We start from the raw sequence: 15,581 nt of genomic DNA, 5'->3' as shown, positions 1-15,581 counted from the left end.
AATTATGGGGCGTCGGGCCCGAAGCCCTCGGCCAGGACGGTTGCCAGTGCCTTGAGGCCGGCGGGGTCTTTGAAGTAGCTCAGGTGATCGCATGCGACCGGGCGTACGTCGTAAACCGGCTTGCGGGCATTTAAGATGTTCCGCATGCTCGTGACCGACACCGCGACGTCGTTCTCCATGTTGAGGAAGAAGGGGTTGGCCACGTCGTGGAGGAATGCAGGCGAGGTGAGCCGCGAGAAGAGGCGAGACAGCCGACTCCCCAGTCCAGAGGCAGGCTCCTGAGTCGCCTCGGGGATCAGCGACGTGTTGCCGGCGAGCATCACGTAAGGGATGCCTGGGTCGTCGGCGGCCGAGAGGTCCGCGAGGACCTTCGATCCGCGAATCATCTCGTTCAGGGCATTTGTCGGGCTCTCCGCCGACTTCTGTAGGGCGCCTAGCACTGCGGACGGCCACGGGATCACCGTTAGGTGGTTAAGCCCTAGCGCGATGGCCATGGTCGCCCAGTTCGTCACCTGCGGCCAGGGGGAGCCGTCGTTAGGAGTGCCCAGCATGATGAGCCTCCGGACGACCTGATTGCCCCCTTCCTTCTCTATGAACCAGCGAGAGACCAGGCCGCCCATCGAGTGAGCCACGATGTCGATCACCCGGCCGTTCCCCGGCGTGATACCGCACGCCTCCAGCCGCTGCTTGAGCAGGCGGCCGTTGTCTGCGATGGTGGTGTTGAGGTTCTCGTAGTCGTAGGTGAGGACCACGTCGTAAAGGCTGGCCACCGGGGTCTGGCCAGGCAGCTTAGCAAGTCGAACGCTGGGGACCATCGTCGACGTCTCGCCGATGATCCCGTGGACGAAGAGTACGATCCGGCTGGCCCTCTGGACCCGGGCGCGGACCTCATCGGGATCGCGGATCGCTTCGACGGCGGCATCGGGGTCCACGTTGGCGACGCCGAAGACTGGGTACGGGGTTTCGATCCCGACCGTCTCGCCCACGATCTTCTGAAAAAAGATCTTGATCGCGCCGCCGAGCGATCGGCCGTCGGCCAGCGGCGGTGGCAGGCGATCGATGGAAATCACTGTTGAGCCCGCGTCCCGCCGCTCGACCCCGCCCAGCGGGAGGAAGAATTCGCCGTCAAAGGCGATGGGGAGCACGTGCTCTTCCGCCCCGATCGCTAGGGGAACATTGACCCGAAGTGGGTTCTCCGGGGTTATGACCTCGGGGTTTTCCACCTCGGTCAGTTCCAAGACGCCTAGGCCAGGGTCGGTTCCCCGACTAGCTGTGAAGGTCCAGGGTCGGACGACGGCCGGGTCGTCGAGTAGGATCCGGGGCAGAGTGAGGCTGCCCAGGTCGCGAGTCGACAGGCTCGTCGTCGTCAGCTTCGCGTTGGCCTTGAGGCCGGAGTGGCCATCGAGGGTCACGCCTCCGGCAAGGCTGGCAGCCTTGCCGGTCCCAGGCAAGGGCGTGGACGCCAGGGGGCGGACGGTGGTGAACCCGACGCTCGTCGCCTGCCAGTCGTCGATCTGCGCAGCGGGGGCGGGGAGCAGTTCACGCGTGGCGATCTTCTCCATCAGCTGGTTCAAGCTCCCGTTGCGGGACAGGGCTCTGGTTTGTTCATCTCGGAACCGGGGCGTGTCGAGAGTCGGGAGTTCGAGGAGGCGAGGGTCGAAATCCTGGGTGCAGACGATCAGTTTGAGCCAATCCTTGTACTCGATGACCCCGTTCTCGTAGACCTCGTCGGGGACGCTGGCGGTGATCGGCTGGCCATCATTAGCCCACACGGTCTGGCCCGCTTCTAGCTTGACTGAGCCCGCGGGGAGCATCTCGGCCGAGATCCTGTAGCGTTGGGTGAGGTCGAGCAGACCGCAGTACAAGGTTTTTTTCGTCAGATTGGTCATGCTGACTTGGAACGTTGGCGCGACCGGCGTGCCGCCAGCGTCGGGCCGGTATTCGATCCGGATGTCTGAGCCCTTCCACTCATCGCCGTCAATTATGAAGCTGAGCTTGACGTCATCCGGCCCGATCGAGCTGGCAGAATTGGCAAGCCGCAAGGTTTGCGTCCACCTCGCCATGTGTTCGAGCCGTCTGACCGCGAGTTCGACGCCTGACTCATCGATCCCCTCGATCTCGGCTACGAGGGGTCTTTCGTCCTCCGGCCGCGTGATGACGAACCGGCCGTCGCTGGCCGTCAGCCGGAACTCGGGAGCCTCTCCGTCCGACGCCTCGCGGATGAACGGGGAGGGTTTCTTGGCAACCGATGATTTGGAGATTGCATCGCGGATGAGTGTGACCCCTGCCGTGTCGCCTATGAGGACGACGCCGGTCCGGGGCGTCGGCAGGCTGATGATAATGGCCTTGAATGTCTCCGAGGCGGCGAGGCTTTTCCCGTCTTCTATCGTGAGCAGACAGGAAGCCGGGAGGACGGCGTCAACCCTGGCCGTCGCGACGGCCTTGTCCATGGCAAGGAGGTCGGCCTCGGGGGCGTCGAAGTGGAAGAACGCTAGCTGAGTCGTCTCACCCCCGGCGAGAGGCGGGATGCCGTTCGCCTCGCCGCCGTTGATTACCCAGCGGCCCTTGGCGAACTTCGCGGTGAAAGTAGCCGGCGAGGGCCGAAATGCCCCGTCCAGAAAGACGGCGTCGAGGTCGTCGGCGCGGGTGGCTTCCAACTGGGGCGACTGGTCCTTTACCTGGCCCGAGACCAGCGACTTGGCTCGGGAGAATAGGTCGCGATAGGTCGGTGTCCCTGCCGCGCTCTTGAGAGCCTCGCAGAGGGAGAACGAGAACGCCCCTCGATGCTTGCCGTTGCCGGAACATTCCTTTGCCAGTTCGTCGGATCTGCAGGCCGCGAGGAGGACATGCCGCCCGCCCGACACCCCCCAGCCCGAGTCGCCCCCTTTGATGGTCTTCGACTCGCCCGCGCCCGCGAGGAACGTCGAGATGGGCCTCGGGCGACGGTCGGTCGGGGCGAGGCGGGCGACCGTGCCGAGGTCTCGGGTGCCCGATCCGGAGTGGCAGCAATCGAGGATCACGGCGACGTGCGGGCCGTTATCGGCGACCTCCTCGATCAACCGAGCCAGCTCCTTGTCGGCTAGGTCGTACTTATCGGGATCGCGGGAGTCGAAGAGGACGATGGTCTCGTCCATGTGATCCGGCTCTATCTTCCAGAACTCTTCGGGAGCCTGCTCGCGCGAGCCGTGGCCGCTGTAGTAGAAGAGTGCGATATCGCCTTTCTTTGCCTTTCCCAAGTGGTCGCGGAATCCGTCGATCACGGCAGCTCGCGTGGCCTTATCATTATTAAGTTGACGCAGATCTAACGAGACGTCCTCATTTTGATCGGTCCGCCCCGAGAGGTAGGCCCCGAAAGCTTCGATATCGTTGACGCAACCGTCAAGCTTGGGGATCGGACTCGTGTATTTATCGATGCCTACCAGCAGCGCGAAGATTTTCCGACTCATGGAGTTGCTTTCTCAGGAGTTCGATCGGGCGAAGGAGAGGTGACGTAGGAGATTGAGATCGATCTGGAATTACCCCGCTCGGATTAACACGCATTGGAATTGACCCAGCCTCGCCGTTCAAGCAAAATCTGGCACGTCCTTCGGTCGGAGGAATGTATCGCCCTTGGGATTCTCTGGACGGGGACTTGATGCTACTCACGCCGCTGCCGACTTGCCATTTACCATGTCTCGCCTGACCTGGCTGGGCGTCCGATGACCGTGACGACCGATCAGCCATAGGTCGTTGTAGGTCCGCTTGAACTCACGCAACGCCTCGACCAGTTCCGACACCGTGGCGAAGGCCCGCACCCAGAGCAGTTGCTCTTTGAGCGTCCGGATGAACCGCTCGGCACAGCCGTTCCCCTCCGGCTCCCGCAGGAAACTCGGCGAGCTGGTAATGCCCGGGACCGCAACTCCCGCTGGAAGTCGTCGCTGAGGTAGTTGCTGCCGTGGTCATGCCGGATGGCCAGCCCCTCGGCGGCCTTCGCCTCGAAGTGGCCGAAGTGCTCACGCACCCCTGCCTCAGCGGCTTCAGGGCCTCGAAGCGATTGCTACCCTTGGCGGCGTGGAGCCCGACGCACTCGCAGGTGCAGTGATCGACGGCCTCGAAGACGTGGGCCAGTCCCTCGCCGGTGGTGACGGTGGTCGTCATGACGGTGCCCCACATCTCATCCGGCGTCTCGGTGGTGATCGTGCCGTCGTGGGCCTTCGGGCCGTGGGCGTTGCCCCCCGGCGGGGAGCCTGGAGGTTGGTGCTCCCGCATCAACCTTCGGACCCGCTCGGGGGCGGTGCGGATGCCCTGCTGGCGGAGGCGAGCCCAGACCTTGCGGTAGCCCTCGCCGAGGAAGGGCGAGTCGGCCAGGACCCTGCGGATGTGGACGACCATGGCGGCGTCGGTGGCGGCCCCGGCCGAGCCCCTCTTCCCGGGCACGGGCCTCTGCTCCGGCGGCACGGCCTCACGGGCCTTGAGGTAGTAGGCGGTGGACCAGGCCAGGCCGAAGACCCGGCAGACCTTCTGGAGGCCGTATCGCTTTGCCGGTCGAGGGGGAGGCGGAGCGGTTCAGGTGGCCCGCCTCCTCGACGCAAAAGGGCGGCCGCCCACCAAGTGCCGGCACTTGGTGCCGAGCAGCTCGACGTCCTTCGTTAGGAATCGGGCAGTAATAACTTGACAGATTTGGCCCCGAGCGTTTTGCTGACGGTATGCCGGACCCCATTGTAGTCGAACACCTCCGACGCAAGTTCGACCTGCTCCTTCCTCTCATGAATGAGAGGATGCGGCGGAACTGGGCTGCCGCCGAAGCTATCGAGATCGGATGGGGCGGCGTATCCGCCGTCGTCTCGGCTACCGGACTCTCGCACAACACGATCGACCTGGGGATTCGTGAACTCGAAGCGGGCGTCTCACCCGATCCCCTGGAGATCCCACATGGCCGTGTCCGTCGTGGGGGTGGAGGTCGAAAGACGGCCACTCAACACGACGCCTCGCTCTTGGGGGATTTGGAATCCCTTGTCGATCCCGTCACCCGGGGTGATCCCCAATCCCCGTTGCGATGGACCTGCAAGAGCACCCGCAGACTCGCCGAAGAGTTGAAAGGGCAAGGTCACAGTGTCGGCTATCGGACCGTGGCCGTTCTGCTACGGCGACTCAACTACAGCTTGCAGTCCAACCGGAAGACCCGTGAAGGAGCATCGCACCCCGATCGGAACGCCCAGTTCGAGTACATCAACGCCCAAGTATGCCGGTTCCAGAGACGGGGCCAGCCCGTCGTCTCGGTGGACACGAAGAAGAAGGAATTGGTCGGGGATTTCAAGAACGGGGGCAGGGAGTATCAGCCCGAGGGCCGCCCCGAAGAGGTCGGGACGCACGACTTCATGGACAAGGAGTTGGGCAAGGCGATCCCCTACGGCGTCTACGACATGACGGCCAACGAGGGCTGGGTCAGCGTCGGGATCGACCACGACACCGCCTACTTCGCCACCGAGTCATTGCGGCGGTGGTGGGCCAACATGGGCTCGAAGGTCTACCCGAAAGCCAAGGAACTGCTGGTCACCGCCGACGGGGGCGGGAGCAACGGCAACCGCCTCCGCCTGTGGAAGGTCGCCGCCCAGGAGTTGGCCGATGCGATCGGCCTGAGGATCAAGGTGTGCCACTTCCCGCCGGGGACGAGCAAGTGGAACAAGATCGAGCACCGGATGTTCTGCCACATCACCCAGAACTGGCGAGGCAGGCCGCTGCGAAGCCTGGGCGTGATCGTCAACCTGATCGGCAACACCCGGAACGAGGCAGGGCTGAAGATCCAAGCGGAGTTGGACAACAGCCCGTACGGGGTCGGGATCAAGGTGAGTGACGAGCAACTCGCAGCGGTGAGGATCAAGAAGGACGACTTCCACGGGGAGTGGAACTACACGATCTCACCGGAGAAGGGTCGTAAGTAGCAAGGGAACGGCGGGCCAATGCAAGGGCCTCGGGACCGGCCAGTGGCAGGCAGGGCATACGCATGATGGTGGGGCAGTTCATCGCTGAGATTCCTGATATTATCAACTCGCTCGGCGGGCCGGTTCGCTGAGGTTGGTCTATGGGCGGCGGGACAATTCCCGTGGTTACGGAACTTCTGACCGCGTTCTGGATTGTCCCACCCGGTCGCAACGGGCCACTCGGTTTCGGCGTCACCGCATACGACCTCGACGACGCCTTTGGCATCATCCGGTTATTCGGCTATGCCGACTATCTGCCATCGGACCACGGCTCGCTCAAGGTCATCCAGGGCGTGAAGTACACCGACCTGGAGGAAAACCACGTCCGCACCAATATGGGGCCGATTGTGGTACGGGGCCTCTGGTATCCGTTCGTCCGGGTCGGGTTGTGACGCCCAACCTGCCCCTGAAGCGGACCATTGCTGCTCACACCACAACAAGAAGCAAAATCCGTCAGGTTATTTCTGCCCGACTCCTAAGTCCGGCTCGGACCTGACGCCGCAGCAGATGACGATCCTGCGAGCAATGGTGACCGAGGCATTAAGAGAGGGCCTGCTCGTCGACGCGCTCGATGAGAGCTTCGAGCACCACTCGCCGGCCTCGGGGAGCACGGCCGACAAGGTCGAATTCGTGAGCCACCCGCTCCGATTCGTCGTGAAGTATCAGGGCGATCCGAAGCTGGTCCGCGAGGCGAAGATGCTCCGTCGTGCCGCGATCCGGGAGGACCTGACCCCGGAGCTGAGGGCCGCCCTGCCCACGATCTATGCCATCAAGGACGATGAGCCCCCGTTCGCTTATATCATGCAGCATTTTCGCGGCTTCGGGAACATGGCGGAACTGCTCGTGAAGCATCAGGATGACGGGGCGTCGGTCGCTCGCTTCCTGAACGCCGCACTGGACCTGCTACTCGCCGCTTATGCCAGCTCGGCCGCCCGCCCCGAGGTGCCGATCCTGCCGGACGTGAGGCGCATTAACCTCGGACGGCTCGAGCGTCTCGAGGGATTCGCAAGCGGTCCGTCGGGCCCTTCGGACCCCGATCAAGCCGCGCTGTTCGGATTGCTGAATCGTCCCGGGCTCATCAATGACGAACCCGTCCCCCCATTCTCGGAACTCGCCGAGGGGCTGCGTGACGACTGGGACCGCATCTCCCATCGCTTTCTGCCCGCTTTTGCGACCTTCGTGCATGGCGATCCTAACCCCGAGAACATCCTTCTCCGGCCGGAGGGATCGCTCGTCCGGGTCAAGCTCATCGACCCGAAGGAGTGGGGCGACGGCGACTACGTGTTCGATATCGCGAAGATCTCGCATTACTTGATGGTGACCTGGGCCGTGGAGAAGGCGGATCGACTTCGAGATTACGAGCTCAATACATCGTCCACGCCCTGGACCCTGCGTTATCGCCTGGATATCCCCGGGGAGATTCGCGACGGGATCGGCATCATCGAGGCCCGCCTGCGACAATTCGCGGAAGATCCCCCCCCTCCAAGCTGGCGAGACCCAGGGACTCGACATGGAAGATGCGCTATCATCTGTCCCTGGCAACCAACCTGCTGGGCCTCCCGCCGGGCCGGCTCGAGAGCAGGCCCAATAAGCCGTCCAATCCCAGGGCGGCATTCGTCTACTTCGGCGAAGGATTGAGACTCCTCGCCTCGCTCCATCGAGAGATCCGAGCGGGGGCTTGATGCCACGGCTACGACCCACGGGCCGGTCTCGCACGACCATCTCGCGTATCGGCAGCCCCGGGCAAGCGTCACCCTCGGTGCATCGAAGCCTCGTACATCTCCGCCCGGCGTCCCCGAGGGCGTCTGGTGGCCTTTTTCTCCGGTCACGGTGGACATCCCATGGCAAGCCCTCGATGTTTCATGCAAGGGCACGCAGTCATTATCGGGGTCGGTGACGATCTGCCGGTGACGATCGGCGATGCGAAGGCGGTGGCGAACCTCCTGATGGATTCCCGGAGATGCGGCTATCCGGCCGGTCAGGTCCGGGTGCTGGTCGGAGGCGCGGTATCGGCGACAGACCGTCCCACGCGGGAGAACATCCTCGCTGCGCTGGACGACCTCGCGGAGCGTTGCTGCAGGGATGAGGAGTCGATCGCGATCGTCTACTACTCGGGTCACGGGGGCAAGCGGGCGGACGTCGGTCAGTACTACCTATTGCCGGAGGGATTCGATCCCGACGATTTCGCGCGCACCGCCATCACGGACGCCGAGTTCTGCGAGAAAATCCGGAGGATCCCGGCGAAAGGCGTGCTCGTCCTGCTCGATTGCTGCCACGCAGGGGGGATCTCCTCCGTCGGGCAGGCCTCGAAGGGAAGCACGCGTGATTCCTCCTTCGTCGACGGCCCTTTTCTGCCCGACTATTCCGAGCTAGGGGGCATGAACGGGCGAGCCTTTATTTCGAGCTGCGGAAGGGACCAGAAGTCCTGGTTCGGCAAGCACTACAGCGTCTTTACCGAGGCTCTCCTTGAGGCGCTCGCCGGGTACGGGTGTCGGCAACGAGACGGCCGGGCCTATTTCCTCGACGTCCTTCATTGGATTAGCCAGTCGGTGCCGAAGCGTGCGCGGGGTGACCAAATCCCAATCCTGGACACCTCCCAGCTGACGATTAACTTTCCGCTCGCGTTCTACGCGGGCGGGGAGCTCTTGCCCAAGGGACTCGACTGGGCGGGCCCCGTCCCGCAGCCGGCGAATATTCCCCAGGCAGGATCCCGATCGCTTCCGCTTCTTCACGCGCCCGATCCACGCCTTCTGATCGATGCCGTGGCCGACCTGACCGAGGGGCAACTCGCCCAGATCGCGCAAGAGCTCGGCATCAACCCTGCCGATCTTCCGAGGGGCGATCACCGATCGAGGGCCGTGGAGATCGTCCGTCGTGCCGGCCTGGACCGGGGGGAAGATCGATCAGCTCATCAATCGGGTACGCAGATTCAACCCCGACGCCCTCCTCTGAACTCGGACGCCCGGGGCGAAGTGAGCCCTGCCAATTTCGGGGGCATGCCCCGAGTTTCGTCGATCGGCTTGCCCAAAATCTCGCGGATCATAGGTTGACCGATATTCACCAACTCCCGGTCTCACAACGGGCAAGGCCTGCAGCTGGCGCAAGTCAGCTGGAACCCCGTTGTCTTTTGGGCATTCTCGACGGGACGGCGTCGGCTTCGCCTTGCAGGCAGAAGGTCGAAGGTCCAATTATGGAACGGCCCACATTTCGACGATACTTCCCGACATTTATCAATGCTCGTTCTAGAATTCGACAAATCCAGTTTATTCGACTAACGGCTCTGCTTATCGCCGTAGTGGTCATCCTCATGGAATACATCTGGATCCAGAAGATCTTCCAGCCATGGTCACTCTTCGGTTTCGAATATTTTGGAATGGATTTTGGGGTCATCGGGATGATGAATTTCGTCCTGCTCGGGCTCTATTCCCTGACGGGGCATCACTGGCGACATGCACCGTTCGTCGTCAAATTCGTGTCCATCGGTTCGATGATCCTCCTCATTTTTATCGCGTTTGGACGGATGTTCCCGAATGCGACGTTCTCGACCTCTCTCTTCCTTTCAATACCAATCCTCCCGTTGTATATCCTGGGGCGATATCTCCCCGAAGACCTCAGTCTGAAGCTCTTTTTCACAATGATCTTTACCTTCCCTCAGTTGCTCCTGACGTTGGCATGCACATTCATGATCCGAGCGCTATCGCGGGTTGACCTAAACCGACATTTCCCAGATGACCGATGAGACCAGCCGGTTTGGCCCCCTCGATGGTGCCCCACGAACCAATTCCAGCATGCCGGATGGGCTCGGTCAACTCGCCTCCGGATTTGACCGATGGATTTGAGCCTCATCGCGCCTCCCGAGCACGCCCTCGAGCTTCTGCGACGGCCTTTGTGCCCTCGCTCGAAGACTCATGGGCGTACCGTCTCCGCCCTCATCGTTACGAACCCGCCTCCACGATCTGACCAGATCACTCCCAGGCCGGCTGGGGGCTGGCTCGCAGCCGACCGATCCGGACCAAGATCGCTGCGAACAACGCACGCGGCACCGCCACCTCCGCCAGCTGGAACGTCACCGCCTTGGCGTGGTGGACAACCTTGGCCCCGATCTTGACCAGCTTCTCACGCAATGTCGTCAAGCTCCAGTGCTTCACTTCACGAGGCAGCGCCAGCTGGCGCAGGAAGTTCCCCAGGTTGTAGGCCAGGGCGAACAACTGGAGCCGCACCTGGTTGTCCTTGAACCGGCGGCACGACAGCCGCGTCCACTTCAGCGCATTCTTGCCCTCCTTGATCCACTGCTCGGCCGTGCCGCGGCCGTTGTAGAACTTGATCACCCGCTTCGGGCTCCGCCTCAGGTTGGTGACCACGAAGCCGACCCGCGGGAACAACTCGCCCGCGTGCCATTCGATCTTGGCCACCACCCGACGCGAGCGATCCCACGACTTCGCCTGGTAGCGGAAGCTGTGGTAGATCACTCTCGGCTTCTTCGGGGGGCGGCCCACGGGTCGCCTCATCAGGTGGGCGATCTGTCGCTCCAGAACGGCATTGGCCTTCAGACGGATCGCGTACCAGTAACTCTCCGCTTCCAAGAGCCGGAACAGCTTGGGCGAGGCGAACGCGGCATCGCCTCGAAAGAACCTGGGGATCTTCAACTCGCGGTAGCGGGCGATCACCGGCAGGAGCACCCGCCGCCAGAACTTGGCGCTGTGCTGATTGCCCCGCCGGAGCATGACGCGCTCCAGGTCGCCGAACTGGTTGAACACGAACAGGGGATGGTAGCAGGTGCAGCCGAAGTGGCCGTTGTAGGCGGCGCCCTGCTGCTGGCCGTAGGTCTCGCTCACCGAGCTGTCCATGTCGAGGACGATCCGGGTGAGCTTGCGGTTCTGGTGCGCGCGATTGATCCACTCGCCTGACAGGTCCATCAGCCGGTTCAGGTTCTCGCGAGTCGTGAGCGTCTCGGTCTCGAACCGGCCGATCTCGCTGGTCGAGGCGGCGGGATGGTCTTTGGCGCGACCTCCGACCACGGTGCGCATCGCGGGATCGACGCGCAATCGCTCGGCGTCGTTGAGATCCTCGTAGCCGGCCAGGCGGCTGAAGAGGGACTGACGCAAGAGGGCCGCGAGGCCGTGGCGTGTGTTCCGGCCGGTCCGTGTGTCGTGCAGCTCGTCGGCGGCCGAGTCGGTGAGCTGGAGGGCGTCGTCGAGTTCGCGGTAGGCCAGCAGGCCGGCATCGCTGGTCACCTTGGCCCCGTGGAATTCGAGGCGGAGGCGGCGGTCGAACTGGGGTCGGAGCGGTTCGGTTTGGCAGTCACCCATCAGAAGCTCCTGTCATGACGGCAGGAAGAGAGCGAATACCCAGGAAAACCAGGGAGGTTCGCGCAAGTCCTGTGCCATGCTCAGGGGTTCATCTGGGAAATCCGGGGTTGAATTGGTGGGCCCCTCGATGTCGCCTGACAAAGCCATGGCCGAAGCCCGTCGCCTAATCGCGGCGGCCCGTGTGAATGGATCTCTCAGGCTCGAATTGTGCGCCTTGGGGCTGGATGTGTTGCCGGAACAGATTGAAGAACTCGCGAGTCTGACCTCGCTGGGCCTGGGCTGGTGCAGGCGGCTCGCGGACATCTCGGCTCTGTCCGGGCTGACCGGCCTGACCTCGCTGGACCTGAGCGGGTGCAAGCAGCTCGAGAACATTTCTGCGTTGACCGGTCTGACCGGGCTGACCTCGCTGGACCTGGGCGGGTGCGATCGGCTCGCAGACATCTCGTCGCTGTCCGAGCTGACCAACTTGACGTTACTGAACCTGCATGGGTGCCCAAGCCTGCGGAGTTTCTCGAGTGTTCGACCGCTCCTTGACCAGTTAGACCAGCTTTATTTGCAGGGATGCCACTTCGACGACCTCGATGAGGGAGTGTACGGCGGCGAGCTTGAGAACGTTCGCGACGAGGTGCGGGCCCATTACGCCGACGCCGACTTCGCGGCGGGCGACGACGACGTGGTCAAGCTGTTCCTGCTCGGCAATGGCGGTGCGGGCAAGACCCAGCTGCGACGCCGCCTGTGCGGCAAGGCCTTCGATCCCTCGATCGAGAGCACCCATGGTGTCGAGATCGAACGATTCCCCCTGAGCGTCGACGACACCAGGTCCGTCCACCTGGGCATCTGGGACTTCGGCGGCCAGGACGTCTACCACGGGACCCACGCCCTCTTCCTCCAGAAGCACGCCCTCTACGTCATCCTCTGGCACCCGGAGATGGAAACCGGCGCCGTCGTGCACGACGGGCTCGCGATGCGCAACCGCCCGCTCGCCTACTGGCTCGACTTCGTCCGATCGGTCGCGGGCGTCGACGCCCCCGTGATCATCGTCCAGAGCCATTTCGACGACCCCACCGCCGAGCTGGGCAGGGTCGAGCAGGACGCCTACGCCGACTTCAAGCGGGCCTACGTGATCCAGGCCAGCTCCAAGAAGGGCGACGGGCTGGATCGGCTCAAGCCCTACCTCAAGTCGGCGCTGGAGTACCTGATCAAAGTACGCCCCCCGCTGAAGATCGGGGCGGGGCGGGTACGCGTCCGCGACCGATTGCGTGATTGGCTCGCCGCCGACCAGGACAGGAAACCGGCGGAGGGAGAATATCGCACCGTCCCCTGGGCCAGATTCGTCGAGCTCTGCGAGGCGGGCCGGGGAGACGTGAGCGACCCCAAGGCGCTGGCCGATTACCTCCATCGCACGGGATTCCTCTTCTACCGACCGGGCCTGTTCCGAGGCGAGATCCTGCTCGACCAGGGCTGGGCCCTGGAGGCGATCTACGCGGTGCTCCACCGCGACCGATGCGTGAATCGGCTTCGTCGCAGTGGCGGCCGGTTTACCTGCGACGATCTGGGGATCTGGCTCTGGGACGAGAAGGGGCACAGCCTCGGTGATCAGGCGCGTTTCATCGACATGATGCTCGGCTGCGGCATCTGCTTCCGCTTCCGTATGACTGGCCCGACGCACGACCGGGAGTGGGAGTACGTGGCGCCGGACCACCTGCCCACGCTGGCCCAGTTTCAACTGAACAACCCCAACATTCGATTACGCGACCCGGGGTCCGCCGAGGTGGCGGCCCGGGTGGAGTTTCGCTTCCTGCACGACGGGTTGCTCCGCAGCCTCCTTGCCATGCTGGGTGAGGCAAGCGGGGACACCGCCGACTACTGGCGCTACGGCTGCTGCTTCCGCGACCCGGAGGCGGACACGGTGGTCCGCCTCGACTCGACCATAACGCCGGACGGCCCAAGCGCGGCGGGCACCATCGTCTTCAGCGCCTGGGGCGAGAAGGGCCGGATAATCATCGAGGAGCTCCTCCGGAGGGTGGAGACCTTGAGCCCGGGGCAGGCGATCCGGCCGGCGTGGACCGACCTGCGAGCCGGCAAGCCGCGCCGCCCGGGGACGCCTCGTCGAGGGAAGCAGGCAGGTGATCGCGAGGCGATCCCCAGAAAGAAGCGAGGCGATGTTGTGGTTTCCGAGAGCGGCCCGACGAGCGAAGGACGGGCGAGGTCGGACGCACGCCTTCTGCACGATGCTGTGGCCGACCTGACCGAGGGGCAACTCGCCCAGATCGCGCAAGAGCTCGGCATCAACTCGGCCGATCTTCCGAGGGGCGATCACCGATTGAGGGCCGTGGAGATCGTCCGCCAAGCCGGCCGGGACCAGACCGGGAGGAAGATCGATCAGCTCATCAATCGGGTACTTGACTTCAACCCCGACGCTCAACTCTGAACTCAGACGCATGGGTCGATAATGCGAACGGCAGCGACTGCAAGCTCTTCAGCGTCAGTCCTCGCCTCTGGGATTCCGAGGTCACCATCCGCGTGACCTCCATGCGTAGGTCGCCCTCAAACAGCACTATGACTGCCAGCTCAAGCTGGCGTGCAACCGCGTGCTGCTACGCCTCCTCGAGAACCGTCACCTGGACGAGCAGGCAGTCGGCCAATATTTATCGCAGGGCAACCTGGTGAGCAAGGCCGCGTGCGAGCTCTACATCGTGGATATCTTGCGGAGGAAGCGGGGTCGAGTCGTCGAAATCTGAAAGCTGTGTCGTGATCGCTCGAGCCGAGACCTGCCGAATCTTTTCCGCAAAAGGATGCCCGTGGCCGTCGGACCGAACGGGCCGGGCCGATCTGGAAGCCAGGCCTTCTCACCCGCCGTGGGCTGCCCATCGACCGGGGGGACTCCGGTGGTTACCTTCGTCTCGCAGCTCGTCATGGAGCGTTGCGTTGCGGTGCTAATCGTCACGCTCCTACGATCGTTGCCAGGAGCAGAGGCGACAACTCATGCCCAGGGCCATCCCCGAAAATCTGACCCGCGAGCATGTCCTCCTCGCCCTCGCCGAGCTCGATGCTGGAGCCGAGCATCCCTTCGGGGAACCCACCGTTTATGAGCTGGTCCACGACGGCAGACGCTACCCTCCCAAGGCCGCGATTGGGCTCGCCTTCCGCCACTCGGCGGGGCATTTCCTCCGGCCCGACGAATTCAGCGGAGGCGAAGCTCACGGGCAGGCCAATTCGGCCCTACGTCGCCTCGGCTTCGACGTCGTGAGGCGGACCCCGGGAGTTGGCGTCGTGGCCGAGGCGATCGTGCAAGAACGCGAGCGGCGCCGTGGGATGTGGTCGAGCCTGTCAGAAGCCGGAGGACCGTTGAGAGTCGCTCCCTCTATCCTCCGCGAGCTCGGCATCTTCGGCGGTGCCCAAGGGATCTGGGTCAATAAGGTCGTCACGGGGTCCGTCGGCCCTGCCCGCGATGGCGTGACCGTGGGCTTACTCCACACGGGTCGGTCCTATGCGGATGACCTCGCCGAAAACTGCATCATCTATCACTACCCGAGCACCCGGAGGGGCGACGGACGTGACCGGGCCGAGGTCGAGGCCACGAAGGCGGCCGGCCGCCTCGGCCTGCCCGTTTTCGTGATCAGCTATCCCTCGCCGAATGCCGCCACGCGCGACGTCCGACTCGGTAGGATCGAGGCCTGGGACGACGAATGCGGTTCGTTCCTCGTGAGCTTCGAGGAACAGCCGGCAGCGATCATCACCACGACGGAAGCGGACTCGATCCCGGAGGGACCTTTCCAACTGATCGACGATGCGTCCCGCAAGACGCGTGTGGTCCCCGCCCGCGAAGGCCAGCAGCGGTTCAAGTTCCGCGTCCTCCAGCGTTACGGCCCGAAGTGCGTCGTCTGCGGCTTCGATGTCGTCGAGCTGCTCGACGCGGCACACCTTCGACCCAAGAAAGCCAACGGGTCGGACGACCCGAGGAATGGGATCGTGCTGTGCGCAACGCATCATCGGGCCTTCGACCTGGGCCATTTCGCCATCGAGCCGACGACGTTCTGCATCAAATTTCGCGAGACGGGCCCGGATGCCGCTCGGCTCGGGGTGCCCAACCACTCTCTCGAGCATCTGGAGAAGAAACCCCACCCGGAGGCCATAAGTTGGGCCTGGGATCATTGGCGAAGCTGAATCCGTCGCCACAGTCCGAGATCAATGCCCAATGTAATCGCCGTCGGATCCCGACCAGTTACGACCAAGCAGATATCATGAATCTGAGCATTTTAATTATGTTTATTTGGTTGGACTCGTGTCGATTATGCGGCATGAAGGATGA

12 protein-coding genes are annotated in these 15,581 nt (G+C 63.5%); 8 read left to right on the top strand and 4 right to left on the bottom strand.

Features of this window, described 5'->3' with window-relative positions; translation table 11 throughout:
- Positions 1 to 2: 2 nt before the first annotated feature.
- The 3 genes from EP7_RS15405 to EP7_RS15395 form a co-directional block, all read right to left on the bottom strand.
- Positions 3 to 3,446, bottom strand: coding sequence for a caspase family protein (locus tag EP7_RS15405; RefSeq protein ID WP_463522220.1), 3,444 nt, complete (start codon positions 3,444 to 3,446; stop codon positions 3 to 5).
- 195 nt (positions 3,447 to 3,641) lie between these two features.
- Positions 3,642 to 3,803, bottom strand: a complete 162-nt coding sequence (locus tag EP7_RS15400) for a hypothetical protein (RefSeq protein WP_463528424.1) — start codon at positions 3,801 to 3,803, stop codon at positions 3,642 to 3,644.
- A complete protein-coding gene (locus EP7_RS15395; RefSeq protein WP_463522218.1) occupies positions 3,748 to 4,416 on the bottom strand; it encodes an IS3 family transposase in 669 nt (222 codons plus the stop codon). The genes EP7_RS15400 and EP7_RS15395 overlap by 56 nt, the downstream gene beginning before the upstream one ends.
- A 269-nt stretch (positions 4,417 to 4,685) precedes the next feature.
- On the opposite strand from EP7_RS15395, the gene EP7_RS15390 reads away from it, so the two are divergent.
- The 5 genes from EP7_RS15390 (at position 4,686) to EP7_RS15370 (ending at position 9,699) form a co-directional block, all read left to right on the top strand.
- Positions 4,686 to 5,921 carry an ISAzo13 family transposase gene (locus EP7_RS15390; RefSeq protein ID WP_463522216.1) on the top strand — a complete coding sequence of 412 codons (1,236 nt, stop codon included), beginning with the start codon at positions 4,686 to 4,688 and terminating at the stop codon, positions 5,919 to 5,921.
- A gap of 161 nt (positions 5,922 to 6,082) precedes the next feature.
- On the top strand, positions 6,083 to 6,352 hold the full coding sequence (locus tag EP7_RS15385; RefSeq protein ID WP_463522214.1) for a hypothetical protein: 270 nt from the start codon (positions 6,083 to 6,085) through the stop codon (positions 6,350 to 6,352).
- A 115-nt stretch (positions 6,353 to 6,467) separates the two neighbouring features.
- Positions 6,468 to 7,598, top strand: coding sequence for a phosphotransferase family protein (locus EP7_RS15380; RefSeq protein ID WP_463522212.1), 1,131 nt, complete (start codon positions 6,468 to 6,470; stop codon positions 7,596 to 7,598).
- Between the two features lie 224 nt (positions 7,599 to 7,822).
- On the top strand, positions 7,823 to 9,010 hold the full coding sequence (locus EP7_RS15375; protein WP_463522210.1) for a caspase family protein: 1,188 nt from the start codon (positions 7,823 to 7,825) through the stop codon (positions 9,008 to 9,010).
- A 140-nt stretch (positions 9,011 to 9,150) separates the two neighbouring features.
- Positions 9,151 to 9,699, top strand: coding sequence for a hypothetical protein (locus EP7_RS15370; protein WP_463522208.1), 549 nt, complete (start codon positions 9,151 to 9,153; stop codon positions 9,697 to 9,699).
- Between the two features lie 226 nt (positions 9,700 to 9,925).
- On the opposite strand, the gene EP7_RS15365 is transcribed toward EP7_RS15370, so the two are convergent.
- A complete protein-coding gene (locus EP7_RS15365; protein ID WP_463522206.1) occupies positions 9,926 to 11,269 on the bottom strand; it encodes an IS1380 family transposase in 1,344 nt (447 codons plus the stop codon).
- A gap of 229 nt (positions 11,270 to 11,498) precedes the next feature.
- Here EP7_RS15365 and EP7_RS15360 point away from each other — a divergent pair, with 229 nt between their 5' ends.
- The 3 genes from EP7_RS15360 (at position 11,499) to EP7_RS15350 (ending at position 15,436) form a co-directional block, all read left to right on the top strand.
- The gene (locus tag EP7_RS15360) at positions 11,499 to 13,700 is read left to right on the top strand and encodes a COR domain-containing protein (protein WP_463522204.1); all 2,202 of its coding nucleotides are present in this window, start codon (positions 11,499 to 11,501) and stop codon (positions 13,698 to 13,700) included.
- Positions 13,701 to 13,860: 160 nt separating this feature from the next.
- Entirely contained in the window at positions 13,861 to 14,010 is a 150-nt protein-coding gene (locus tag EP7_RS15355) for a hypothetical protein (RefSeq protein ID WP_463522202.1), read from the top strand.
- A gap of 244 nt (positions 14,011 to 14,254) precedes the next feature.
- Positions 14,255 to 15,436: an HNH endonuclease gene (locus tag EP7_RS15350; RefSeq protein ID WP_463522200.1), complete on the top strand. Its 1,182-nt coding sequence runs from the start codon at positions 14,255 to 14,257 to the stop codon at positions 15,434 to 15,436.
- The last annotated feature ends 145 nt before the right edge of the window (positions 15,437 to 15,581 follow it).

The organism is Isosphaeraceae bacterium EP7, from assembly GCA_038400315.1.
In the GTDB taxonomy this organism is placed as follows: domain Bacteria; phylum Planctomycetota; class Planctomycetia; order Isosphaerales; family Isosphaeraceae; genus EP7.
The sequence above is the reverse complement of the archived record's forward strand: the minus strand, read 5'-3'. Positions and strand labels throughout refer to the sequence as shown.

Excerpts from the sequence above, each read along its gene's own strand:
- EP7_RS15375 (WP_463522210.1), top strand. The coding sequence starts at position 7,823 with ATGCAAGGGCACGCAGTCATTATCGGGGTCGGTGACGATCTGCCGGTG.
- EP7_RS15380 (WP_463522212.1), top strand. The coding sequence starts at position 6,468 with ATGACGATCCTGCGAGCAATGGTGACCGAGGCATTAAGAGAGGGCCTG.
- EP7_RS15405 (WP_463522220.1), bottom strand. The coding sequence starts at position 3,446 with ATGAGTCGGAAAATCTTCGCGCTGCTGGTAGGCATCGATAAATACACG.
- EP7_RS15370 (WP_463522208.1), top strand. The coding sequence starts at position 9,151 with ATGGAACGGCCCACATTTCGACGATACTTCCCGACATTTATCAATGCT.
- EP7_RS15365 (WP_463522206.1), bottom strand. The coding sequence starts at position 11,269 with ATGGGTGACTGCCAAACCGAACCGCTCCGACCCCAGTTCGACCGCCGC.
- EP7_RS15390 (WP_463522216.1), top strand. The coding sequence starts at position 4,686 with ATGCCGGACCCCATTGTAGTCGAACACCTCCGACGCAAGTTCGACCTG.
- EP7_RS15350 (WP_463522200.1), top strand. The coding sequence starts at position 14,255 with ATGCCCAGGGCCATCCCCGAAAATCTGACCCGCGAGCATGTCCTCCTC.